This is a genomic window from Corallococcus praedator, assembly GCF_003612125.1.
Taxonomy (GTDB): Bacteria; Myxococcota; Myxococcia; order Myxococcales; family Myxococcaceae; genus Corallococcus; species Corallococcus praedator.
The window spans coordinates 26833-50401 of sequence record NZ_RAWI01000016.1; the positions used below are offsets into that span (position 1 = coordinate 26833).

The window sequence follows — 23569 nt, forward strand, 5'->3', positions numbered from 1 at the left end:
AGCCCCCAGCAGCCCTGCTTTCAGCATCTCCCACCGCATGGTGTTCGCCCCCTCGGGAACCGGCTGGCGGCATCCCGCCAGCGACCTGGGGCTTCCCTATCAAATCCGTCTGGCATTGGGACAGTGCATCCCGGCGGCCTTGGCGCGTGCGCGGCGCGGGAAGGCCCACAGCGCGAGCAGGAACAGTCCCCACACGCCCGCGTCCGCGCCGCCTGCCTGCTGACAGCCGCCCGTGTCCGTGTCCGGAGCCGGGCCCGGGTCGGAAGGCGGGACGCGGACCGGGGGCGGCGGGCGCACCTTCACGGTGACGTCGAAGGTGCACTCGCGCGCGTTGCCGTGCGTGTCGGTGGCGATGGCCCGCACGGCCGTGGTGCCCGGCGCGAACAGGCTGCCGCGCGCGGGGATGTAGCTCAGCGTCACCGGGGACGCGACGTCCTCCGCCTGGGCCTCCGGCCATTCCACGACGGCGCCCTGGTTGGAGTTGGTGACGCGCTCCTGCCTGGGCGGACAGCCGAGGTCGGGCGGGCGGGTGTCCTTTACGGTGACGAAGAAGGCGCACCGGTCCTCGTTGCCTGAGCTGTCGTAGGCCTTCACCGCCACCGGCGTCCTGCCGAAGGCGAAGGTGTGGCCCGACGGCGGGAGGGCTTCCACCCGCGTCGGGGACGCTGCGTCCGTCGCCAGCGGCAGCGTGTAGGTCGCGACGGCGCCCTGCGGGCCCGTGGCCTCCAGGCTCAGGTCCGGTGGGCAGGCCGCGAGCGTCGGGGCCTGCGTGTCGCTGACGATGACGTCGAAGGTGCACTCGCGCGCGTTGCCGCTCGCGTCGGTGGCGCGGATCCGCACCGGGGTGGTTCCCAGGGGGAAGTCACCCCACGCGGGCGGTTGGAAGTCCAGGGCGACGCGGGACACGGTGTCCATCGCGACGGCGTCCTCGTAGGCGGACACGAAGGCGCCCTGCCGGGAGGTGGCCTCGCGCCGGAGGTCGGGAGGGCAGGTGAGCGCGGGCGGTGTGGTGTCCCGCACGGTGATGTCGAAGGTGCACGTGGCGGTGTTGCCCGTGTCGTCGAGCGCCAGGGCCTGCACGGCCGTGGTGCCCAAAGGAAGGGTGTCGCCGGACGCGTAGCTCATGCGCACCGTGGGGCGCGGATCCTCCGCGTCCACGGCGGTCGCCGCCGGATAGCGCACCGGCGCGCCCTGGCTGCTCACGGCTTCGGCTTCCTGCGCGCCGGGGCAGGTGAGCGTGGGCGGCGTGGTGTCCGCGACCTCGCGGGGAAGGGCCCACAGCTCGCGCCCGGCTTCCGGGGTCCAGGCGGAGAAGAAGAAGTGCCGGCCCGCGGTCGCCAGCCCCTTGGGCGACGAGGAGTGGGGACCTGGGAGCACGTCCACCACGCGCACCGTGCCTTCGGTCGTGCCGTCCGTCTTCCACAGCTCCATGCCGGAGGCGCCGTCCGCCGCGGCGAAGACGACGGGCCCCTGGGGACCCAGCGCGAACATCCGCTCCGGAACCGCCACGGCGCCCACCGGACCCGGGTTCAGGTCCTTCACCCGCACGGTGCCCCCGGGCGTGCCGTCACTCCTCCAGAGTTCGTAGCCGCTCGCGCCGTCCGACGCCCAGAACACCAGCAGCGGGCCCACCGCGGTGAGCGACCCGGGCCGCGCGGTGTTGCTGGCGGTGCCGAAGTCGTGGAGGGCCTGCAGCGTCTGGCCGTCGTACTTCCACAGGCGGGGCGAGGCGTTGTTGGCGACGAGGGAGAGGTACAGGGTGTCCCCCACCGCGGCCCAGTCGCTCGTGGAGCCCGGCAGCGTGACCAGGAAGCGGGTGCTCCCCGCCGTACCCTCCGTGACCCACAGCTGGTTGATGCCCCCCAGGCGGATCTGGAGGAACACGCGGCGGCCCACGGGGAGCAAGCCCAGCACCTCCGAAGAGTCCGACTCGGTCCGGAAGGACTTGAGCATCACCGTGCCCTCCTGGGTGCCGTCGCTCTTCCACAGCGAGTCCTGCGCATAGGCCTGACGCCACGCGAAGTAGAGCGTCTCGTTCCCGGGCGTGAGCCAACGGGGTGCTTCGGTGGGGGACGTGCCCGGACCGGTGGACAGCCGCACCGTGCCTTCCAGCGTGGCGTCCGTCGTCCACAGCTCCCATCCCCCGAAGTAGCCGCGCTGGCTGAAGTAGCCCCGCGTCCCGGTGGCGACGAGGCCGCGGGAGCCGGAGGGGAAGGCCGCCCCGCCCAGCCGCTGCAGCTTCCGCGTGGAGCCCTCCAGTCGCCACAGGTCGCTGGAGGAGGAGCCTCCCGTCAGGAAGAGGAGCTGTCCATTCAGGGGCATGAGCTGCATGGGAGACAGCGAGAACCCGCCCGTCGCCGTCTCGGTCACCTGCCGCGTTCCGTCACCCGTGCCGTCACTGCTCCACAAGGTCCGGACGAGCGTCTGCGTGGTGCCGGTCTTGACGATCTGGGGCGCGGTGAAGAACAGCGTGCCGTCCAGGTCCACGGCATCGTTCGGGTTATCGAAGTCGAAGGCGCCGGCCTCGATGGCGGACCGCCTGGGGATGGACCGCGTCCCCTCCGCCGTGCCGTCCGTCATCAGCAGCTCCCCGTCCGTCGCGGAGAAGAACAGCCGGTCCCAGGCCCACAGCTGCACCCTGTAATCGAGGCCGGGGGCCATCGTGAAGAAGGGGAAGGTGCCGGACTCCGTGCCGTCCGTGCGCCAGAGCTGTTGTTGGTCGCCGTCCCAGGCCTGGAAGAAGAGGCCCCCGGGCGTGCTCATCATCGGGGCCCGCCCCAGGTCCAGACCGGGTACCCCGGCGAACTGGACCGGAGCCACGCCTGGAGCGTCCAACCGCCACATCCGGCTCAGGCCCGTCGCATCCTTCGCGCGGAAGTAGAGCTTCCCTTCGTGGGCGGTGGGAAACTGGGGCGCGCTGTCCAGGCTGCCGGCAACGAGGTCGATGACGCGCACGGTGCCCTCGGGCGTGCCGTCCGTCCGCCACAGCTCCTGTCCACCCTGCGCGTCCCACCCGCTGAAGTAGGCGAGGTCCCCGACGACCGCGATGGGTGGGTAGCCGGTGCCGTAGCGGTCAGGCAGGACCGTGCCCAACTGCACGGTGCCCGCCTCGGTGCCGTCGCTCGTCCACAGGCGCCGGGTGCCACCGGCCACCAGACCCCAGAACAGCAGGCGGTCGCCCATCCGGAAGAACGCGTAGGGCGCCAGGTGCTCCCGCCCGGGAACCGCGTCCTTGATGAGGACGGTGCCTTCGGGGGTGCCATCCGTCTTCCACAGCTCCTGGCCTGTCTCCCACGTGTAGCAGGGGAAGATGAGCGTGTCCCCGATCCAGGTGGCGGGCGCGTCGAAGCGCGCCCCGGACGCGACCTCCTTGAGGATCCGGGTCCCCGCGGGGGTTCCGTCGCTCCGCCACAGCGTGAACCCATACGGGCTGCTGATGCTCATGGCCTCGAAGTAGAGGGCGCCGTCATGCTCGGTGATGAACGACGGGGGCGAGGCCAGGGCCAGCACCAACTCGGTGCCCTGCGCGGTGCCGTCCGTGCGCCACAGGCCGTGGACATCGCGGGAGGCGACGAGCATCCGGGCGGAGAAGTAGAGGTGGTTGCCCATCCGGGTGAGCTGCGTGGGCTCCGAGCCCCAGAGCCCCGGCAGCAGGTCCGTCACCAGGACCGTGCCCTCCCGGGTGCCGTCCGTCTTCCACAGCTCCCGGCCGTGGAGTCCGTCCTCCGCGGTGAAGAAGACGGTCGACCCCACCTCCACGAAGTGCAGGGGTTGGGCGAAGGGGAGCTGTACCTTGTTGCCCGGAGCCAGGTCGCCCACCAGGAAGGGCGCGGCCTCCAGCCCGGAGGTCACCGCGGCGGGCCCGGGCACGGCCCCGCTGGTGGACTCGCACCCCACGCCCAGCCACGCGGCCAGGATGCACACCGACACCACACCTACATTCCACCGCGAAGCCATGATGTTCCCGGGTCAACCTGACGTACCCCTCCCATACGCAGTGGGGCCAGAATCCTGGGTTCTAGCCCGTCCCCTCCACCCAAGCGTGGGACAGCGCACGCTCCGGCAAGAAGGAGGGAGCGCGCGGACTCGGGGACGATTAGGGTACGGGGGCCATGAACGTCCCCTTCGTCATTGAGACCACGCACCGCGGCGAGCGGGCGTACGACCTCTACAGCCGCCTGCTCAAGGACCGCATCATCCTCCTGGGCACGCCCATCAACGACGATGTGGCCAACCTCATCGTCGCCCAGCTCCTGTTCCTGGAGTCCGAGGACCCGGACAAGGGCATCAACCTCTACATCAACTCCCCCGGTGGCTCCGTCACCGCGGCGCTCGCGATGTACGACACGATGCAGTACGTCAAATGCCCCGTGTCCACCATCTGCGTGGGTCAGGCGGCCTCCGCGGGCGCGCTGCTCCTGCTGGCGGGCTCCAAGGGCAAGCGCTACGCCCTGCCCAACAGCCGCATCATGATCCACCAGCCGCTGGGTGGCGCGCAGGGTCAGGCCACGGACATCGACATCCAGGCCAAGGAGATCCTCCGCCTGCGCACGTACCTCAATGGCCTGTTCGTGAAGCACACCGGCCACACCATCGAGCGCATCGAGAAGGACACCGAGCGCGACTACTTCATGAGCGCCGAGGAGGCCCGGCAGTACGGCCTCATCGACGAGGTCGTGGAGCGCGCGGGCATCCCGACGCCCAAGTAGTCGCCGCTGGCCCGGCGGCCGGGGAGGCCCTCCCCGCGCCGTCGCTCCAGGCGGGCACGCGCGGAGCGGACGAGCCGCAACTGTCCCACAGTGCCGCTTGACGCTGGCGTGACCACCGTCTGGTGATGACGCCCCGCTTCGTGATTGCCGCTCTGCTGCCTGCCCTCCTGGCGGGTGTTGGTTGTGCCACCGGCCCTACGGGGCGTCCGCCCGTGCCGCCCTCGTCCGCGTCCGTGCAGGCGGAGCTGGGCGAGCGCAACGTCGTCGACGCTGGCGCGGAGTACGCCCACCAGAACGGCGTCCTGCTGGCGGAGGGCGGCGAGGGCGAGGCGGTGCGCGTCAGCCCCAACTACTGGCGGATCCGCTTCGCGCTCCCGGAGGAGGGCTCCGGCAAGCTGCTGGAGCTGGACTTCGATGAGCTGGCGCGGCGCGTGACGGGTTCACGCCGCCTGGACATCACGCCCACGTTCCCGCCCACCTCCAGCACCTTCCAGCCCAGCGACGCGAGCCCCGCGACGGGCGGCTCGGGTCGCTGAAGCGCCGCTCGGTTACGGCAGCCGGGTGACGCGGTCGAGCGCCGGGGCCGGCAGCGGGTTCGCCTCCGTGCTCTTCGCCGTCAGGTACGCCTCCAGCGCATCGGCATCCACCGCGCCGCCCAGCAGGTTCGTGCCCTCCGTGAGGACGGTGAAGCCGTCGCCGCCCGGCGCGAGGAAGCTGTTCACCGTGACGCGGTAGCTGGCGGCGGGATCCACCGTGACGCCGTTGAGCTGGATGCTGGCCGGGTCCACCTTGGAGCCCAGGGGCGCCGCCGCGCTGAACGCATACGAGAAGCCCGCGGACGGGTGGAGGATGCGGGTGGCGGTGCCAGGGCGGAACTGCTGCTCCAGCAGGCGCTCAATCTGCGCGCCCGTGAGCGTCAGGGTGACCAGGCTGTTGCCGAAGGGCTGTACGGTGAAGGCCTCGCCGTAGGTGATGGCGCCGGTGTCGCTGGGGTTGGCCGCATCGCGCACGAGGTCGGTCCGCACGCCGCCCGGGTTCATGAAGGCCACCACGGCGCCGCCCTGGCCCGCGGGCTTCGTGGCTTCCAACTGGGCGTCCGCGATGACGAAGCCCATGGTGGACTGTCCGGTGGGGTCCTTCAGGATGTCGCCGCGCGTGAGCGTCTGGTCAATCCAGCCGATGACGCGGTTCTCCAGCGGCGTCGTCAGGCCCTTGTAGCGGGCCACCTGTTCGGTGACGGTGGGGTCCGGCGTCACGGTGCGGGTGACGATGACGTTCTGGGCCTGGGCCTGCGTCAGGGCGCCCGTCTTCGCGTCCAGGGTCAGGTCGATGTCCGTGAGCAGCCGGCCCACGGAGGCGGCGCTGGTGACGAGCTTGCCGCTCAGCGAGCAGTTGTAGGCCTGATGGGTGTGGCCGCTGACGATGACGTTCACGGCGGGGTCCAGCTTCTGGGCGATGTCCAGGATGGGGCCGGAGATGCCCTTGCACTCGTTGTAGAGCGAGTCGAGCGCGGGCATTCCGCCCTCGTGCACCACGATGACGATGGCGCCCACGCCCTGGGACTTCAGCTCCGGCACCAGCGCGTTGACGGTCTCCACCTCGTCCTTGAAGGTGAGGCCGGCCACGCCCGACGGGGTGACGATCTGCGGCGTGCCTTCCAGCGTCATGCCGATGAAGGCCACCTTCACGCCCTCGAAGGTGCGCACGTCGTAGCGCGGGAAGAGGGTGCGGTCCGGGCCGGTGGCCACGTTGGCCGCGAGGTACTTGAACCGCGCGCCCTCGAAGCCGGTGCCGTCCTGGCAGCCGTCCACCGGGTGGCAGCCGCCGGCCTGCATGCGCAGGAGCTCCGAGCCGCCTTCGTCGAACTCGTGGTTGCCCACCGCGGCCAGGTCCAGGCCCACCTGGTTCATGACCTCGATGGTGGGCTCGTCGTGGAAGAGGGCGGAGAGCAGCGGCGTGGCGCCGATGAGGTCACCGGCGGAGACCACCACCGTGTTCGGGTTCTTCGCGCGCAGGTCCGCGACGTGGCGGGCGAAGTACACGGCGCCGCCCGCGTTCACGCGGTCCGCGGCGCCGCCATCCGGCAGCAGGGCCGTGATGATCTGTCCGCCGGTACCGCCCGCGGGCTCCAACTGCCCGTGGAAGTCGTTGAACGCGATGATCTTCACGGACACCGTCGCCGCGCTGCCTCCGTCGTCGCGGGTGCCGGCGTCGGTGCTGGTGCCCGCATCGGTCTCCGCGGGCGGCGGGAAGGTGACGCGCTGGCAGACGTGTTCGACGCAGGTCCAGCCATTGCCCTGGCTGTCTGGGGTGACCTGCTCCGCGCAGTCGAAGGCGTTCACGCATTCTTGATTGCCGCAGCCTCCGTGCAGGACGAGCAGCAGGCCCGTGACGAAGGCACCGGCGAGGAGGAAGACGCTGGGACGCGCGACATCACGCGCGGCGGGAACAGAAGGTTGCATCGGGACGGCTCCTGGATTCAGACTGCGGAGGGGTGACCGCGATGTGAGCTCCCCCTCCGGACGGCGGGGACCCTGGCACCGTCGCATGACGTTCGCGTGAGGGCTGGGTCCCGAATGGGTGCCGGCCCTCTGGATGTGACGTGAACGACACGCAGGGGCGGGTTCAAGGGAGGGCGGACGCCTGGCACCACAGCAGCTCCGCGACGCCGCCCACGCGTCCCTGGAGCACGGCCTTCTGGCGCAACAGCCCGCCCAGGTGGCGGGCCTCGTCGCGCGACATGCCGGGGACGAAGAGGCTCTCCTCGAACCAGCTCCGGTCGTCCGCCACGCCCACGGCGGACACGGGGTGATGGCCGCGGGCTTCGAGCAGGCCGCGCAAGGTGCGCTGGAGCCGCGCGTTGGTCCGCGAGCCGTGCGCCCGCGCGTGGGGGTTCCACGCGGTGAGGAAGGCCCAGGACGTGTGGCCGTGCGCGGTGAGCGCGGCGTCGAGCAGCGGGTGCGTGGCACCCACGCGCAGCACGTGCTTCACGCCTCCGACGAGGGGGTGCGCGCGCACGACGTAGCCCGTGGACTCGAAGGCCTTGCGCAGCGGATCCGCCGGTTCGTCATGCATCGCGGCCCCTGGGGGCATGCCTTGAGCACCGGCGACCCGAAGGCCCCCGGTCCACGGGGCTGTTCATGCGGATCCGCTGCCTGTGCGCGCGGCCTACGGCTGGGTGCCCTGTGCGGTCGCGGACTGCGGACTCGTGGGCGCGGGGTTGGTGCCCTGCGGAGCCGACGTCGGCGGCGTCGCGGCGGGCGGCGTCGCGGCCTGCGGGGTCGTCGGGGTCGGGGCCGAGGGCGCCGCGAGGAGCGGCAGGGCCGGATGCCCCACGAGGAGCTCGGGCGGAATCTGGCTGGCCACGATGGGGTCCTGCTGCGCGGTCCGCCACGGCACTTCCGGCCACCAGCGCTCCGTGGGAGGTGCCTGCGCGAGGAAGTCCTGTCCCAGCCGGGGCGAGGTGACGCTCACCCCGTCCTGCTTCGCCGCCGCCAGCGAGCGCTCCATGGGCTCCGTCCACGAGTGGGTCGCCAGCGTGACGAGCCCCCAGTGCACCGGCAGCATCAACCGGCCGCGCACCAGCCGGTGCGCGAGCACGGCCTGCTCCGGCCCCAGGTGCCAGTCCGGCCAGCCCGCGCCGTACTGGCCCGTCTCAATCATCGTCATGTCGAAGGGCCCCAGCTTCGCGCCAATCTCCTCCATCGCGGGGAACAGGCCGGTGTCGCCCGAGTAATAGACGCGGTGTTGGGAGCCCACGAGCGCCCAGCCCGCCCACAGCGTCTTGTTCTGCTGGAGGAAGCGGCCCGACGCATGCCGCGCGGGCGTGCACACGATGTCCAGCCCCTTCACGCGCGTGCGCTCCCACCAGTCCAGCTCCACGATGCGCTCCGCGGGCACGCCCCAGTACTCCAGGTGCGCGCCAATGCCCAACGGCACGACGAAGGTGGTGTTCCAGTCCTTCATCGCGCGGATGGTCGCGAAGTCCAGGTGGTCGTAGTGGTCGTGGGAGATGACCACCGCGTCGATGGGCGGCAGGTCGCTGAGCGCGATGGGCGCGGGGAACCAGCGCTTGGGGCCAATCCACCCGAGCGGCGAGGTGCGCTCGCCCCACAGCGGATCCGTGAGCACGCGGTGCCCGTCCACCTCCACCAGCGTGGACGAGTGCCCCAGCCAGGTGACGCGCAGCCCGCCCGGCGGAGGCGTGGCGAAGCGCTTCGGATCGATGGGCGGCACCGTCAGCGGCGTCTGGGGCGCGCTGTCGGGGCTCGAATTGAACATGGCCGACAGGGACTCTTCCCAGTGGTTGAGGATGGGCTGCGGGTTGACGAAGCCTCCGTCCTTCCACTGCGGAGACTTCTCCATCCGCTCGCGCCGCGCGCCGTCCGCGCCCCGGCCGAAGGACTCCCAGCCATCGAAGACGACGACGAGCAGGAAGGCGACCAGCAGCACGAGCGCCCACCCGAACACTCGCAGCAGCTTGCTACCCCAGGATGAACCCTGGGGGCCGTGGGGCGGAAAGGCCGTGCGGAAGGCGCTCTGGCGGGCCTTGTCTGCGGCCCGGATGGGCCCGGCGTTCATCTTCATGCCCGGACCCTGATGGGTCTGGTGCGCAGGTGTCAATGGGAAGCGGCGAGTTCCTACGGGGTCGCCGCGACCGCGGCGCGGATCTCCGGGCGCAACCGCTGCTCCAATCCCACGGAGAAGGCGCCCACCCGCTCCTCGTTCGTCGCCTCCAACTGCATGCCCAGGATGGCGTAGTAGCCGCTGTCGCGGTCCACCCAGGGGGTGAATCCGAACGCCCCGGGCGACGACACGACCGCGCAGCCCGTGGAGGGCGTGTCGCACTCCAGCCACGCGGTGAGGCCGTAGTGGTACGTCAGCCCCCCGTCCACCATGGGCGAGCTGCCGATGACGACGTCATACGGCTCGCGCGACTGCGCGTCGAAGAGCGAGGCGGACGCGAACGGCACGCCCCCCACGGTGCCCCGGTGGTACACGACGCCCAGCAGCTTCGCGTACTCGTCCATCGTGGAGCGCAGGCCGCCCGCGATGAGCGGGTTGCTGGTGCCCAGCGTGTTGCGCGGGAAGGTGTAGTAGGCGAGCTCCGCGCTCGTCAGCCCCAGCGGCGTCTTCACCTGCTCGTCGAAGATGTCCTGCCAGGGCTTGCCGGTGCGCACTTCCGCCATGCGCGCGGCGACGTGCAGGTGGGCGGAGCCGTAGTCGAAGCGCGTGCCGGGAGGCGCCACGGGCGTACCAGCCGCGATGGCCTCCACGCACTGCGCGAGCGTGCCCCCCATCTGCACGGTGCAGGGGTGGTTCGGCTCCAGGCCGGACGTGAAGGACAGCAGGTGGCGCAGGGTGATGCCCGCCTGGGGCCCCGTCCACCCAAGCACCTCGCCCGTCGTGGAGTCCAGGGACAGCACGCCCGCGTCCACCAGCCGGAACAGGGCCAGGCCCGATGCCATCTTGGACGCGGAGGCGATGGCCACCCGGCGGTCCGGCGCGAAGTCGCCGTAGCTCTTCACGAAGACGCGCCGGTCCTGCGCGTCGTACACCGCGAGCGTCACCCCCGGTACGCCCGCGTCCGCCACGCTCTCCGCGACCATGGCATTCACCTTCGCGAAGGGATCCACGGTCCCGGCATCCAGCACGCCCGCGTCCGGCGGCGTCGGGTGGTCGTCCGGGGAAGAGGACGCTTCTCCACACGCGGTCAGGGTGAGGGCCAGCAGCAGCAACGCTCGGATGTTCAGCACCAGGGGCCTCCAGGAGATGGAGTCCCCTTCAACCCGTGCTCCGCGAAAAGGTTTCGTCAGGGCGTCGGCGGCACGACCTTGTAGCCCCGCTGGAGCAGCGGTGAGAGCCGGTCGGTGAGGTCCCACGACTCCACGAAGCGTCCGTCGCGCAGCCGGTAGAGGGAGTCCCCGTGGAGCGTCACCGAGGGCGGCCTGCCGTCGTCGTCCACGGGGCCCTGGGCGTCGGTGCCCACCGCGCGCCAGCGCACCAGCACCCAGTCGTCCTCCGCGAGGACGTGGAGCAGTTCAAAGCGCAGGTCCGGGAAGAGCGCGAAGCCGGCCTGGGCCTGGGTGCGCACCACCTCCGGGCCCCGGAGCTGCGCGGGCGCGTCCTCCGAGCGGTCCACGTAGTCGGCCGCGACGTACTCCGGGATTCGGTCCAGGCGCTTCTGGTTGTAGACCTCCTCGGTGAACAGGCGCGCGCGCTCCTTGTTGTCCGCGCTCACCCGTTGGGCCCGCTCCGCCGGGGACACCGCCGCGCAGCCGGTCATCCCCAGGAGCCCCAGCACCACCCACCACGCACGTGTCCTCATGTCGCGCGCGAGTCTGCCGAGCCCGTGGGGGCGCCGTCAGCCGCCACGTCGTCGAAGCGTTCACCGCCGGGCGCCAGCCGTCCCAGCCCGATGGGGGCCGCGAGGCACGCGTCGGGAATGCCGAACGCGTCCACCAGCCCCACCGCGTCCGGCCGCAGCTCCGCGCACAGCTTCACGCGCTCCTTGCGGATGGCCTTCGCCTTGGGCGCCTCCAGCCAGCCGTGCTCCAGGAACCAGCCGCTGGCGGACTCCAGGCAGGAGAGGCCGAACAGGTCCGCCAGCCGCCCCAGCACCGGCTTGAGCGCTTCGTCCTTCACCGCCGCCACGCCCAGCAGGAACTGCTCCAACACGATGCGCTCCACGCTCGCGTGCGCCAGGGCCAGCAGGTGGGTCTGCACCTGGTTGAAGGCCTCGAACGCCTCCACGCCCGCGGTGAGCCGCTTGCGGATGCGCTTGGACACCGAGGAGAGGATCTCCTCCTCGCGGAACCTCAGCGCGCGCAGGTGGAAGTCGCTGTCGCGCAGGTGGTCGCTGTCGGTGCGCCGGCCCGCGATGGGGTTCCTGTCCGTCACCACCAGGGCCGCGCGGTCCACGATGAGCTTGAGCACCGCGAAGACGCGGTCGTCCTCGAAGCGCTGGCGGTAGCCCGTGAGCAGGCCCTTGGCCACCAGCTGCATGAGGACGGTGTTGTCCCCTTCGAAGGTGGTGAACACGTCGGTGTCCGCCTTGAGGGACGGCAGCCGGTTCGCGGTGAGGTAGCCCTGGCCGCCGCACGCCTCGCGCGACTCCTGCACCGTGGCGGTGGCGTTCCACGACGCGTAGGCCTTGAGGCCCGCGGCCAGCGCCTCCACTTCGCGCGCGTCGTCCTCCGTGCGGTGGACGTAGCGGTCCACCAGGTGCTCCAGCGCGAAGTCCAGCGCGTACGCCTTGGCGACCAGCGGCAGCAGGCGCAGTTGGTGCGACTGGTGGTCCAGCAGGCGCACCTCGCGCGAACCGGTGGGGCCGAACTGGCGGCGCAGGTCGCCGTAGCGCACGGCGATGGTCAGCGCGCTCTTGGCCGCGCTCAAGGAAGCGCACGCCACGCTCACCCGACCCGCCACGAGCGCGCCCAGCATGGTGAAGAAGCGCTTGGAGTCGCCGGTGATGGAGCTGGTGTATTCGCCGGCCTCCGTCACCTGGCCATAGCGGTCCAACAGGTTCTCGCGTGGCACGCGCACGTTCGTGAACCACAGCCGGCCGTTGTCCACGCCGTTGAGGCCCATCTTCTCGCCGCAGTCCTCGATGCGGATGCCCTTGAGCACCTTGCCGTGCGTGTCGCGCAGCGGAACGAGCAGTGCGTGCACGCCCAGCCGCTCGCCGTCCACCTCCAGCTGCGCGAACACGGTGGCCATGCGCGCGTGCCGGGCGGCGTTGCCAATCCACTCCTTGCGAGCGGTCTCCGACGGCGTGTCGATGACGAACTCGCGCGTGTCCGCGTCGTAGCGGGCCACCGTCTCGCAGTCGCGCACGTTGGAGCCGTGGCCCAGCTCGCTCATCGCGAAGCAGCCGGGCAGCTCCAGGGTCGCGACCTGCGGCAGGTACTGCTGGTGGTGCCGCTTCGTGCCCAGGAACAGGATGCTGGAGCCGAACAGGCCGAAGTGGACGCCCGCCTTGATGACGAGGCTCAGGTCGAAGAAGGCCATCGTCTCGAAGGCGGCGATGAACGCGCCCAGGTCCGCGCCGCCCTCGCGCCCCTTGGGGAAGGCGAGCTGGCCCAGCCCGTCGTTGGCCAGGTGCTTGAGCCAGTCGAACACCTGGTCGCGGTACGCGTCGGTGTCCAGCCCTTCCTTGTAGCGGAAGTCCGCGTCCTCCAACCAACCGCGCACCTGCTTGCGCACGTCGCGGTAGGTGCGCTCCAGCACGTCGGTCATCGCCGCGGGGTCGAAGGACGCCGTGTGCGAGCGCGCCTCGGCGTAGGGGGCGCGCGACGCGTGGGGCATCAGGGAGCGCACCGCCTCCTTGCCGTCCACGCCCAGCGTGGCCTCCAGCGCGTGCAGGGCCTGGGCGAGCTCCGCCACGGGCACGTCGAGCGGCGCCTCGCCGGCGAGCACCTGGGCCAACTGCACGCCCAGCTCCGCGAGGTTCTGCTGGTTGCTGGTGGCCAGCCGTTCGGCGGTGGCGCGGATGTGGTCGCGCACCAGGGACAGCTCGCGGGGCGAGGGCGGACGCAGCGGATCCACCCAGAGGGCCAGGACGCTGCTGGCCTTGAGGTTCAGCCAGGGCTGGGCGCGGGCGGCGGTGCCCAGGGCGCGAAGCTCCTCGGCCGTCAGCTCGCCGTCCGTCCAGGCGACGTAGAGCATGGGGATGAGGGGGGCGAGGCCCGACTGCGAGAGCAGCTCCCGGGCGGAGGGACGCGAGGTGGCATCGAGCATGAAATCTCTCCAGGCGAGGGAACGGGCGCAGTCTCGCCATGGTGGAAGGTGGCGGCAACGACGGAATGGGGTCCTGTTCACCTTGCGGCCGAGGAAACGGGCGGTGGACTGCCCTGGGGGCTTGTCCGTTCCTACGTTGCAGCCCATGAGCGAGCTCCAGGATGTGGAACTGCTGCCCCAGCCGGGGGCCCATGGGTTCGATGGGGACGGTACGAACCGCAAGCACGAGATGCAGGGACCGTTCGAGCTGCCGCCCGGTCCGGAGGGCTTCTCCTTCGCGCTCTACCAGTCCACGGGCGTGGGCCTGTCGCCGGGGCACCGGGTGCACCTGCTGGAGAACAGCGAGGTCTTCGACCGGATGTTGGAGGACATCCGCGCGGCGAAGCACAGCGTCCACATGCTCATCTACATCTGGCGGCCGTGTGAGCTGTCGGACCGTTTCGTGGAAGCGCTCACCGAGCGCTCGCGCGCGGGGGTGCAGTGCCGCGTGGTGGTGGATCCGGTGGGCAGCGAGGAGACCACCGGGGACAAGGACTTCGACCAGAAGGTGGAGAAGCGGCTCACCGACGCGGGCGTGGAGGTGCACTACTACCGGCTGCTCGCGGGCAAGGTGCTGGGCCGGCTGCTGGGGCGTTCACACCAGAAGATCGTCGTGGTGGACGGGCGCGTCGCGTACACGGGCGGCTTCGGCATCTGGAAGGTGTGGGAGGGCGACGGGCTGAAGGAGGACAACTGGCGCGACACGCACATCCGCGTGGAGGGCCCGGAGGTCCGGCGCTTCCAGGTCACCTTCGCCAAGCACTGGCAGGAGTCCGGCGGCGGGCTGCTGCCGCGCGAGGCGTTCCCGGAGTTGAAGGCGGACGGCGGCGGGTGCGCGGCGTTCATCGAAAGCTCCGGGCGGCTGGGCATCACGGAGGCGGAGCGGATGGTGCGGCTGGTGGTGGCCGCGGCGACGAAGCGGTTGTGGATCGCCAATGCGTACTTCACGCCGCCCAACGACATCCTGGAGCAGTTGGAGGTGAAGGTCCGGCAGGGCGTGGACGTGCGCGTGCTGGGGCCGGGGCCGCACCACGACGTGCCGGTGGTGCGCGCGTCACAGCGGTCCACCTACGAGCGGCTCTTGGCGGCGGGGGTGCGCATCTGGGAGTACCAGCCTGCGATGCTGCACTCGAAGACGATGCTCGTGGATGACTGGCTGTGCGTGGTGGGCTCCACGAACCTGGATGCGCTGTCGCTCAACAAGTTGAGCGAAGGGTCGTTGGTGTTCGAGGACAAGGAGATCGCCGCGAAGCTGGAGGGGTGCTGGGAGAAGGACGTCCGGCACTCGAAGGAGATCACGCTGCAGAACGGCGGGCGGACGAATCCATGGCGGAGGTTCGCGCGGCGGGCCACGCAGTTCGCGGGGCATGACCGGTAGGCGCAGCTACCGGTGGGAGGTGACGCCCTCCTGCCGGCAGTAGGGGAGCACGGGACAGGTGGAGCACTTCGGGCGGGAGCCGGTGCACACGTGCTTGCCGAAGGGGACGAGGAGCCGGTTGAGTTCCACCCAGTAGGGGCGGGGGAGCACGGCTTCAAGCGCGGCGAGCGTGCGCTCCGGCGTGCTGGCCTTCACGTAGCCCCAGCGGTTGGTGATGCGGTGGACGTGGATGTCCACGCTGATGACCTCGTGGCCGCACGCGATGCCCAGGGCCAGGTGCGCGCACTTGGGGCCCACGCCCTTGAAGGACTGGAGGATGGCCGCGTCTGCGGGGAGCTGGCCGTGGAATTCGTCGCGCGTGCGCACGGCGATGGCGTGGACTTGATACGCCTTGGCTTCGTGGAAGGTGACGGGCTGGATGAGCGCGTCGATGTCCTGGGGCGTGAGGCGGGCCAGGGCGTCCGGGGTGGGCGCGCGGCTCAAGAGGCGCAGGGACGCGGGCAGGCTGACTTCATCGAGCGTGCGGATGGAGAGGATGCACGCGATGAGCTGCTCGAAGAGGGAGCCGTGGCCCTTGGCGGCGAGTTCGAACATCGCGGCGTCGGCGAAGGAGCGCACCTCGTGGCGGATGCGGCGCAGGACCTCCTCGATGTCGAGCGGGAGCTTGTCTGTCTGGGCCGCGTGCGCGGTGCGTGCGCTCTGGGCGCGGGGCGCGCGGCGTGGGGCTGTCGTGGGTTTGTCCGCCATGCGGGGCCTCCTGACCTGACAAGTTGGGTCTGGTGGAGGCTACTCGCCGCGTGTTCCTGCTAGCTCCCTTGTTTGGTGAGCGGACAGGGAGCCACCCTCCGTGATGACATGCGGGCTTCGTACCACCCGGTGGATGCCTTGATCGTCACTTCGAGAATGAAGCTTGGGCCCTGGGGAGGCATGGCTCTGATGGGAGGGCCGTTGCTTCTCTTCCTGGCGTTCGCGTGCGCAAGCTCCAGGCGCTACTTCTTGAGCAGTGAGCTGCCTCGACTGGAGCAGAACCCGAGGCTGATTGTCGCTCCTGGTCCCTGGGAGCATCCGGACGTGCCCGTGGTCTACGCGGACATGGGTGTCATTCCAGATGATCTGATGCTGCCCGCGCTCCAGGCGATGTTGGCTCTCCCGGGAGCCGTGGATGCCTGTGACGCGAACACGGGACAGCCTCGACCTGATGCGACCGAATATTGCCTCGCCGTCTATCGGACGCCACAGGACTGGCGGGTCTCCTGGCCCGTTCGCAAGCAGATGGGTGAGCGAGGCGCGTGTCAGCCTCCGATGGGAGGTGTCACCGACAAGGACTTTGGCGGCGACATGGCGATCTTCGGCTTCGCTCACAACCATCCTTGCGGCACGGATATGAGCAGTGCCGACCTTTTGGTGTTTCCAGCGGTCAAGGTGGGAGAGGCCCGCTGGACGATGATCGAGTACGCGGTATCGCCTGGTGGAAAACCTGCCCGAGATGCCCGTGGGAGGCCCATTCCCGCCTGGGCCTGGCTGGCGACAGGACACGCGGAGGCGCCTCGGTTCCTGAAATGGAACTTCGCGGGAGAGGTTTTCCGGTGGAGCGACTCAGCGCGGCAATGGCAGTTCGAAACCCGGTGTGAACCCGCACCTCCCAGGAACCTGGGCTCGACCCTTCCTCCTCCGAAGTGCTACCCCCGATGATGCCGATTCATCGTTCCTGCTGGAGAGGTGCTGTTTGCTGAAGCCCCATCACGTCCTTGTCCTGGTGTCGCTCGTGGCGGACGGCGGAAGCCCCCCCATGCGTCCCGATGCCGGGGTCGCGGTGAAGCAGGATGGGGGGGGCGTTGTGACACTGACGGGCGCGGACGCAGGCATCCAGTGGCCCACCGACTTGCAGCCACTTGCGACCTTGGACGGTCCGGCGGTCCTGGCCGCCCATGCCGTGCTTCAACGTGTGCTGGCCAGCTTCCCCAAACAGGATGCGGGCGCTTGCGAGTCGTCTGCTCGCTCGCTGGATGTGGTGGTGGGGCAGGAGGGCGGGGTCTATTTTGTCCGCATCGATCGACGCATCGACCGATGTGGATGGCCCGTGGGCAGCAGCCTGGAGTTCGACTGGTTCGAGCTGTACGCGGTGTCTCCCGAGGGGAAGATCCTCGCGCGACGTGCCTTCATGCCGTAGCGGTCAGGCACCCTTGGTGAGGTCCAGCGCGTACCAGCGGTCACAGCCGAAGTGCCCGGTGCGGCCCATGGGGGCGCAGAGGGTTTCGAAGCCGAGGCGCTGGTAGAGCTTCTGGGCCTGCGCCATGCCGGCCAGCGTCTCCAGGTAGCACTGGCGATAACCGGCGCCGCGCGCGAACTCCAGACAGTGTCTCAACAAGCGCTCGCCCACACCGTGGCCCCGGGCCTGTGGCAGGAAGTACATCTTGCGCAGTTCGCAGACGTCCGGCGCGCCCCCGTCCAGCGGCGCGATGCCTCCGCCTCCCACCACCCGACCCTCATGTTCGACGACGAAATAGGCGTGTCGGGGCCGGGTGTAGGCCGCGCTCATCGCGTCCACTTCGGGGTCGTGGATGGCGAAGCCCGGACCGTCCGCTCCGAACTCCGGCATCACCGCTCGGATGACCGCCGCCACCGCCGCGTCATCCCGGGCCTCGATGGGCCGCAACGTCAGGTCCGTGCTCATGACCTCCACGGTCCCATGAGTCGTTCCCGGCGGCCAGCGTCGGGTGTGCACGTGTGCAGCGATCTGCACAGGTGCCACCCGCCCACCGCACCCCGGTGGATTTCAATCCCGCGCCCTTCCAGGGCATTCTGCGTGGCACGTCCGTTGTAGAGGGGGAAGTTCCATGTACTGCCCTGCCTGTCGTCAGGAACGCCTGGGAAGTGCCCGCCAGTGCGTTCTCTGCGGCACCCATCTGTCCGCCCGAGCCCGGTCCGCCATCGAGGCCGAACTCGCGCACGTCCACTTCCTCCTGGACGAGGTGCCGCGCTGGGATGCCTCCGATGTGCCATCCCACGTGCGCCGCCTGCTCACCGAGCGCTACGAGCGACAGGCCCGCGTCCTCCTCTCCGTCCTCACCGAGACGCCCGCCGAGTCGCTGACGTCCGCGCCGGACGCGGAGGCGGTCCGGAGCGAGGCCGTCACCCCGAGGATGGGGGAGGGTGCCTTCGCCGTCGGTCCCGTGGCGTTCGTTGCGTCCAACGGCCCGGAGGCTGATGCCTCCGTGGCGGTCACTGCTTCGGATGCGCACGTAGCCGAAGAGAATGTTTCCGCCGTCGCTTCCGAGGCGCACGTCGCGCACGGCATGGCAGTGGAGGCCAACGTTGTCGCCGATGCCGCTCACGCCTCCGTCGATGCCTCGGGTGTCGCCGCTCACGCTTTCATCGACGCAGCCGCTGCTCACACGCCCGCCGACGTTGCCGCTGCTCACGCCCTCACCGACGCAGCCGCCTCTGCCTCTTCCGACGCATCCGCCTCCTTCGCCCACACCGACGCGGCCAACTCCGCGGCGCACGCCCTCCCGAACACGGGGGCAACACCCGCCGCGGGTTCCTCCTCCGTTCACTTCTCCCGGCTCGATGTCGCCGCATCCCTGGGAGTCGCCACCCCGGTCTCCGGCCTTCCTCACGTCGCGAAGCCCGGCCCCACGGGCGCACCCGGTCCGAACGCCGCCCGCCCGCCCGTGGGCGCCAACGCCCGGCCGATGAACGCGGCCCGCGCTCCTGCGTCCCGCCCGCTGCCTCCGAACCCGGGCGAGCCGTTCATGGATCCGCCCGCGCCGCGCAGCCGCACCGCGCGCCTCGTCGAGGAGACTTCGGCATGGAGCCGCGTCTGGCGGCCGTTCCTCTACGAGAGCATCGCGTGGTTCATCGGCGCGTTCCTCATCCTCTCCGGCACGCTCTACTTCGTCTTCGAGTCCTGGGCCGGGATGACGTCCGTCACCCGCTCGCTCACCGTCTTCGTGATGACCGTGGGCTACTCCGTCGGCTTCTCCGTGTGGGGCGGCTTCCTCTCGCGCCGCGAATCCCTGCGCAAGCCGGGCCACATCCTCGGCCTCATCGGTTCCGCCGTGGCCCCGCTGGGCGGCGTCGCGCTGGGGCCCATGGGGTTCGGTGAGTCCCTCCAGCTTGACGGCGTGCACCCCGCGCTGCTCGTGCCGCTGCTCTTCGTCTGGGCCGGCGTCGCCGCGTTCCTCGCGCGCAAACCCGCCGAGTCCTTCGACGCCCCTTCGCGTCCGTTCATCCAGGTGGGCCTCGTCGGCGCCACGCTCATCATGGGCCTCGCGCCCCTGGCCGCGCGGATCGGCGCTCCGGCGGTGTGGCTCAACGCCCTGCCGTGCCTCCTCTTCTTCCTGCTGTCTCGCAAGACCGTCACCCCGCAGCGCAAGGGAGATGCGCTCGCGTTCGCGCTCACCGCGCCCCTGTACCTCACGGCGCTGTTCGCCATCCGGTTGCACCTGGCCCTTGCCTCCGCGGGTGCGCCCGTTCCCGCCGGCACCTACGCACCTTTCGTCGCCTTCCTGCTCGCCACCTGTCTGGGCTTCCGCACGCTCGAAACCGAGCGCTCCGCCGACTCGCTGGCGGTCGGCACCGTGGCGCTCCAGGTGGCCTGCCTCGCGGCCGCCATCAGCGGCACCCAGCCGGCCCTCTTCCTCACCGCCGCCATCTTCACCGGCACGCTGGTGTCCCTGTCGCGCGGCACCGTGGCTCGCCTGAAGTGGCTCTACCCGGCGTACTTCGGCGCCTACCTCTCCTATGCGTCCAGCGTGCAGCTCATTCCGCACGCGGCCACGCTCCTGCTCAACGCCCTCAAGGCGCGCCTGGGCTATCCGCCCTCGGAGGTGCTGCCCTTCCAGTACGGCGCGCTGACCGCGATTCCCTTCGTGCTCGCGGGGCTGGTGCTCGCCTACCGCGTCCAGCGTCGCGGCGAGCGCACCGGTGACGAGCGCGACCTGGGCCTCGCGGATGTGCTGCTGCGCGCCACCACCTGGGCCGCGCCGGCGTTCGCGCTCTACGGACACCTGGGCACCGACGCGCGCCCGGCCTTCTTCGCCACGCTCGCCCTGGGCATGCTGTCGCTGGGCGCGGGCCTGCTCTTCAAGCGCTTCCCGCTGACCGCGGTCGGCTCGGTGCTCCTCGCCCTGCTGCCGTTCTCCGGTGTCATCGCCTTCGGGCCAGGGCCCGCGACGGTGGTGGCCGGCGCGCTGGCGCTGGGGCTCGCGCTCCTCGTGTGGCGCCTGGAGGATGCGCGCACGCAGCGCTTCCTGGGCACGGTGGTCGGTGTCCTCGCGACGTGCGGATTCGCCATCGGGGTGGGGTCGTCTCCCGTCACCGCCCCTGTCGTGGGCATGGCGCTGGGCAGCGCGGGCGTGCTGCTGGCCGCGTACCGGCTGCGCCACGAAGGCTACCTGGCCTTCGGTGCCTTCCTCGCGGTGGCCCTCCTGCCGAAGCTCGGCTCCGTCCACTCCACGCAGGCGGCGCTCGCGGCGATGGTGGGCGGTTCGCTGGTGCTCGCGCTCCTGGGCGAGCGCGGCGGTCTGCTCAAACGCCTGGGCGTGCCGGCCCTGCTGTACGCGGGGAGCGCCGTGCTGTGGGGGTTGATGAGCCAGCAGCCCTTCCTGGGGCCCGTGCTCCTCACCGCCGCCGCGACGATGGCGGTGGCTTCGCGCAGCTTCCCGGACGCGCGGCCGTTCGCGGTCGTGCTCGTGGGCATCTCGCTGCTGCCGGACCTGTCCTTCTATTCGGCGTGGGGCCTGCCGCCGGCCGTGTCGCTGGTCCTGCTCATCGCGGCGTCGCTCCTGGCCTCCGTGGTGGCCGCGCGCAAGGGCCGCAGCGCGAGCACCGTCACCGCGGGCATCCTCGCGCTCCTCCTGCCGCTGGTGCCGGCGGAGATGGCGGGCCCGGGCCAGCAGACCCTGTTCCTGCTGGGCGCGGCGCTGGCGGCGCTGCTCACCACGCGCGCGCTGCCTCCCACGCTGGGCCTGCTGATGGCCACCATCGAGGCGGGCGTCGCGCTGTACACGGCCGGTCCGCTGGCGCTCTTGGGGCTGGCCACGTTCCTCAGCGTCCTGGCCCTGCTGGACGACGTGCCCGCCGTGCGGCGCATCGCCACGGGCGGCGAGTCCTTCTCCCTGGTCTCCACGCTGGCCGCGATGGTGGTGCTGGGCGCCTCCACGGTGTGCTGGAACGGCCATGCGCTGGCCCGGCTTCCTCACGCCACGCTCTTCGCGCTCATGGGGCCGGCGCTGCTTCCCCTGCTGTGGACGCGCACGCTGCGCCAGCCCTTCGCCGCGGCGCTCATGGTGCCCTACGGCATGCTGTCCATCGCGGCCGTGATGCATCCCCCCGCGTGGGTCGCGCTGCTGCCGCTCTATCCGCTGCTGCTCGTGCGCGTCGTGGAGCACGTGCCGTCCGCGGCCTCGTGGCTCCTGCGCTCGCATGACGAAGCCCCGCGCCAGTCGATGTCGAAGTGGATGCAACTGGCGGTCGCGGGCCTGGGCGCGCTGTCGCTGCTGGTGCCGGACGTGGGCCAGCGCACGGCCCTGGTCTCCGCGCTCGCGCTGGTGCTGCTGCCGGGTCCCCGGCCGTCGCTCCGCGTGGGCGTCGCCTCCGTGCTCCTGATGTTCATTCCGGAGGCGCGGCCCTTCGCCACCGTCCTTCTCCTGGCTCTCGCCCTGGCGTCGCACCACGTCCCGGACGCGCTGGCGGCCTTCTTCCGGGGCCCGCGCGATGAAGCGCTGCGCCCCACCGCCGTGGGCGGGGCCCTGTGCGTGACGCTGATCTCCGTCCTCACCGCGCCGACACCCGGTGCGCTGACCGCGTCCGGCGCGGTGCTGCTGGCGGCGGCCTTCCTGTTGTCCCAGCGCTGGCTGCTCACCGCTGCGGTGGGCGCGTTCGCGCTCGCGCCGCTGGGTCAGACGGCCTCGTTCGCGGTGGGCGAGTGGCGTCCGGAGGCGGGCCTGCTCGTGGCGGGCGTGGCGCTGGTCGCCGCCGTGCTGTCCGCCCTGTGCCAGTCCGGCGCCGTGCAGCGCGCGCTGACGAACGCCGCGGCGCGCCTGTCGCCGGGCATCGAGGGCACGTGGAGCGAGCCCCTGTGGGTGGGCGGCGCTGGCGTGGCGGCCCTGCTGGTGGGCTTGCGGCTGATGGACGCGGGGCCGGGGGCGTTGCCCCTGTCGGTGGCGCTGGTGGCGGGGCTGACGTCGCTGGTGCTGATGGTGACGCGCGAGCGCCTGATGATGAACGGGGCCACGGCGCTGCTGGGCGCGGTGCTGGTCGCCGCGGTGCCGCCGCTGTGGACGCCCGCGGTGCTGGCCGGCGTGGGGCTGGTGCTGGCGCTGGTGGGCTTCGGGCTGGATGTCCGCGGCGTGGCGGTGGGCTCGGCGCTGCATCACGGTGGCGCGGTGCTGGCGCTCCTGTCGCTGGGCAGCCTGCGGAGCCTGAAGCACCCGGGCATGCCGCTGTGCGTGCTCTTCGGCCTGGCCACCGCGTGGACGGTGGTGGCGCGCCGCCGTGAGCGCGAGTGGGTGGGCTGGTCCGCGTCCCTCTTCGCCGTGCACGCCTTCATCGTGCACTTCGGCGCGGTGTACTCCACCGGCCGGGGCGCGGAGTTCATCTTCCCGTACTTCGGCGCGGCGACCGCGCTGCTCGCCACGCTGGTGCTGTCGGTGGCGGGCCCGAAGGTGCGCGGTCGCATGGGCCGTGCCTTCGCGGGCCTCGCGCTGGCGGAGGTGCTGCTGGGCGTGCTGACGGTGCGCGGCCCGGACGGTGCGTCGCGCGAGGCGTGGGTGGCGTGCGGCGGGCTGGTCATCCTGCTCTTCGCCCTGGTGCGCCGCGCGGCGAAGGACGAGGACGAAGCCGCCGCGTGGATGGCGCAGGCGCTGGTGGCGACGGGCTACCTCTGCGTGCGGGTGCTGGGCGTGAACGCGAGCCTCGGCTCGGCGGACAGTCTGGCGTCGCTCATCGGGGGCGCGGTCTTCATCGGCCTGTACCTGTTCGTGCGGCGCGAAGGCGCGGGCCTCAAGGCCTTCCGCCGTCCTGCCATCGCGGGCGCGTGGTGGTTCCCGCTGGCGGGCCTGCTGTCGCTGCCGTGGGGCCAGCCCTTCGTGGCGGTGGCGCTGCTCGTGGGCTACGCGGCGCACTTCGCGGCGCTCGCCTCGGCCTCGAAGGAGAAGGGGCCCGCGTCGCTGATGTCCGTCGCGGCCTTCAACCTGGCGCTGTTCTTCGTGTGGCTGGGCACCGGCGCCGGCGAGCCGCAGCACTACGCCATCCCCGCGGGCCTGTCCGTGCTGGCGCTGTTGCGCGTGTTCCGGGGCGGGCTGTCGCAGGATGCCTACGCGCAGCTGCGCGCCGTGGCGGTGACGTGCATCTACGTGGCGGGGGCGTGGAAGCCGCTGTTGTTCAACGACGGCGAGGCGATGATCCTGTGCGTCTTCCTCTGCCTCGTGGGCGTGGGCGCGGGCATCGCGCTGCGGATCCGCTCCTACGTGTACCTGGGCTCGGGGTTCCTGGTGACGGCGGTGGCCGCCAACCTGGTGCGCTTCGGCATGCGCGACCACCGCGTGGGCGCCGCGTTCCTGTCGCTGCTGGGCCTGCTGGTGGTGGGTTTCATGGTGGTGCTCAGCGCCCACCGCGCTGCCCTGCTCCAGAGGTACGCCCGGGTGCGAGACCTGCTCGCGACCTGGGAGGGATGATCGCTGTTTGACGTACAACGATT

At 71.1% G+C, this 23569-nt stretch carries 14 protein-coding genes; 5 read left to right on the forward strand and 9 right to left on the reverse strand.

Annotation, left to right across the window (positions count from 1 at the left end; all coding sequences use genetic code 11):
- Positions 1–99: 99 nt before the first annotated feature.
- Positions 100–3930: an ELWxxDGT repeat protein gene (locus D7Y13_RS03860; protein WP_158620270.1), complete on the reverse strand. Its 3831-nt coding sequence runs from the start codon at positions 3928–3930 to the stop codon at positions 100–102.
- A gap of 182 nt (positions 3931–4112) precedes the next feature.
- On the opposite strand from D7Y13_RS03860, the gene clpP reads away from it, so the two are divergent.
- A complete protein-coding gene (gene clpP, locus D7Y13_RS03865; protein WP_120531371.1) occupies positions 4113–4709 on the forward strand; it encodes an ATP-dependent Clp endopeptidase proteolytic subunit ClpP in 597 nt (198 codons plus the stop codon).
- Positions 4710–4921: 212 nt separating this feature from the next.
- A complete protein-coding gene (locus tag D7Y13_RS03870; RefSeq protein ID WP_233595296.1) occupies positions 4922–5245 on the forward strand; it encodes a hypothetical protein in 324 nt (107 codons plus the stop codon).
- A 12-nt stretch (positions 5246–5257) separates the two neighbouring features.
- Here the strand turns inward: D7Y13_RS03870 and D7Y13_RS03875 are convergent, their stop codons facing one another.
- The 6 genes from D7Y13_RS03875 to D7Y13_RS03905 form a co-directional block, all read right to left on the reverse strand.
- Positions 5258–7171, reverse strand: a complete 1914-nt coding sequence (locus tag D7Y13_RS03875; RefSeq protein ID WP_120582337.1) for a bifunctional metallophosphatase/5'-nucleotidase — start codon at positions 7169–7171, stop codon at positions 5258–5260.
- 163 nt (positions 7172–7334) lie between these two features.
- The gene (locus tag D7Y13_RS03880; RefSeq protein ID WP_120531368.1) at positions 7335–7784 is read right to left on the reverse strand and encodes a DUF3293 domain-containing protein; all 450 of its coding nucleotides are present in this window, start codon (positions 7782–7784) and stop codon (positions 7335–7337) included.
- A 93-nt stretch (positions 7785–7877) separates the two neighbouring features.
- The gene (locus tag D7Y13_RS03890) at positions 7878–9296 is read right to left on the reverse strand and encodes an MBL fold metallo-hydrolase (RefSeq protein ID WP_233595295.1); all 1419 of its coding nucleotides are present in this window, start codon (positions 9294–9296) and stop codon (positions 7878–7880) included.
- A gap of 53 nt (positions 9297–9349) precedes the next feature.
- Positions 9350–10465, reverse strand: a complete 1116-nt coding sequence (locus D7Y13_RS03895) for a serine hydrolase domain-containing protein (protein WP_233595294.1) — start codon at positions 10463–10465, stop codon at positions 9350–9352.
- 56 nt (positions 10466–10521) lie between these two features.
- Positions 10522–11037 (reverse strand): ester cyclase, encoded by a 516-nt coding sequence (locus tag D7Y13_RS03900; protein ID WP_120531367.1) that lies wholly within the window; start codon positions 11035–11037, stop codon positions 10522–10524.
- Complete coding sequence (locus tag D7Y13_RS03905; protein ID WP_120531366.1) at positions 11034–13448, reverse strand: acyl-CoA dehydrogenase family protein; 2415 nt, start codon at positions 13446–13448, stop codon at positions 11034–11036. Before D7Y13_RS03905 ends, D7Y13_RS03900 begins: the two co-directional genes overlap by 4 nt.
- Positions 13449–13593: 145 nt before the next feature.
- Between D7Y13_RS03905 and D7Y13_RS03910 the strand changes: the two genes are divergently transcribed.
- On the forward strand, positions 13594–14865 hold the full coding sequence (locus D7Y13_RS03910) for a phospholipase D-like domain-containing protein (RefSeq protein ID WP_120531365.1): 1272 nt from the start codon (positions 13594–13596) through the stop codon (positions 14863–14865).
- Between the two features lie 6 nt (positions 14866–14871).
- Here D7Y13_RS03910 and D7Y13_RS03915 read toward each other — a convergent pair whose 3' ends face one another.
- Positions 14872–15612, reverse strand: coding sequence for an endonuclease III domain-containing protein (locus D7Y13_RS03915; protein WP_233595293.1), 741 nt, complete (start codon positions 15610–15612; stop codon positions 14872–14874).
- A 1042-nt stretch (positions 15613–16654) separates the two neighbouring features.
- Between D7Y13_RS03915 and D7Y13_RS03925 the strand changes: the two genes are divergently transcribed.
- Positions 16655–17035: a hypothetical protein gene (locus D7Y13_RS03925; protein ID WP_244222312.1), complete on the forward strand. Its 381-nt coding sequence runs from the start codon at positions 16655–16657 to the stop codon at positions 17033–17035.
- A gap of 3 nt (positions 17036–17038) precedes the next feature.
- Here D7Y13_RS03925 and D7Y13_RS03930 read toward each other — a convergent pair whose 3' ends face one another.
- A complete protein-coding gene (locus tag D7Y13_RS03930; RefSeq protein ID WP_120582335.1) occupies positions 17039–17539 on the reverse strand; it encodes a GNAT family N-acetyltransferase in 501 nt (166 codons plus the stop codon).
- A 163-nt stretch (positions 17540–17702) separates the two neighbouring features.
- Between D7Y13_RS03930 and D7Y13_RS48590 the strand changes: the two genes are divergently transcribed.
- Positions 17703–23546, forward strand: coding sequence for a hypothetical protein (locus D7Y13_RS48590; RefSeq protein ID WP_158620269.1), 5844 nt, complete (start codon positions 17703–17705; stop codon positions 23544–23546).
- Positions 23547–23569 lie beyond the last annotated feature (23 nt).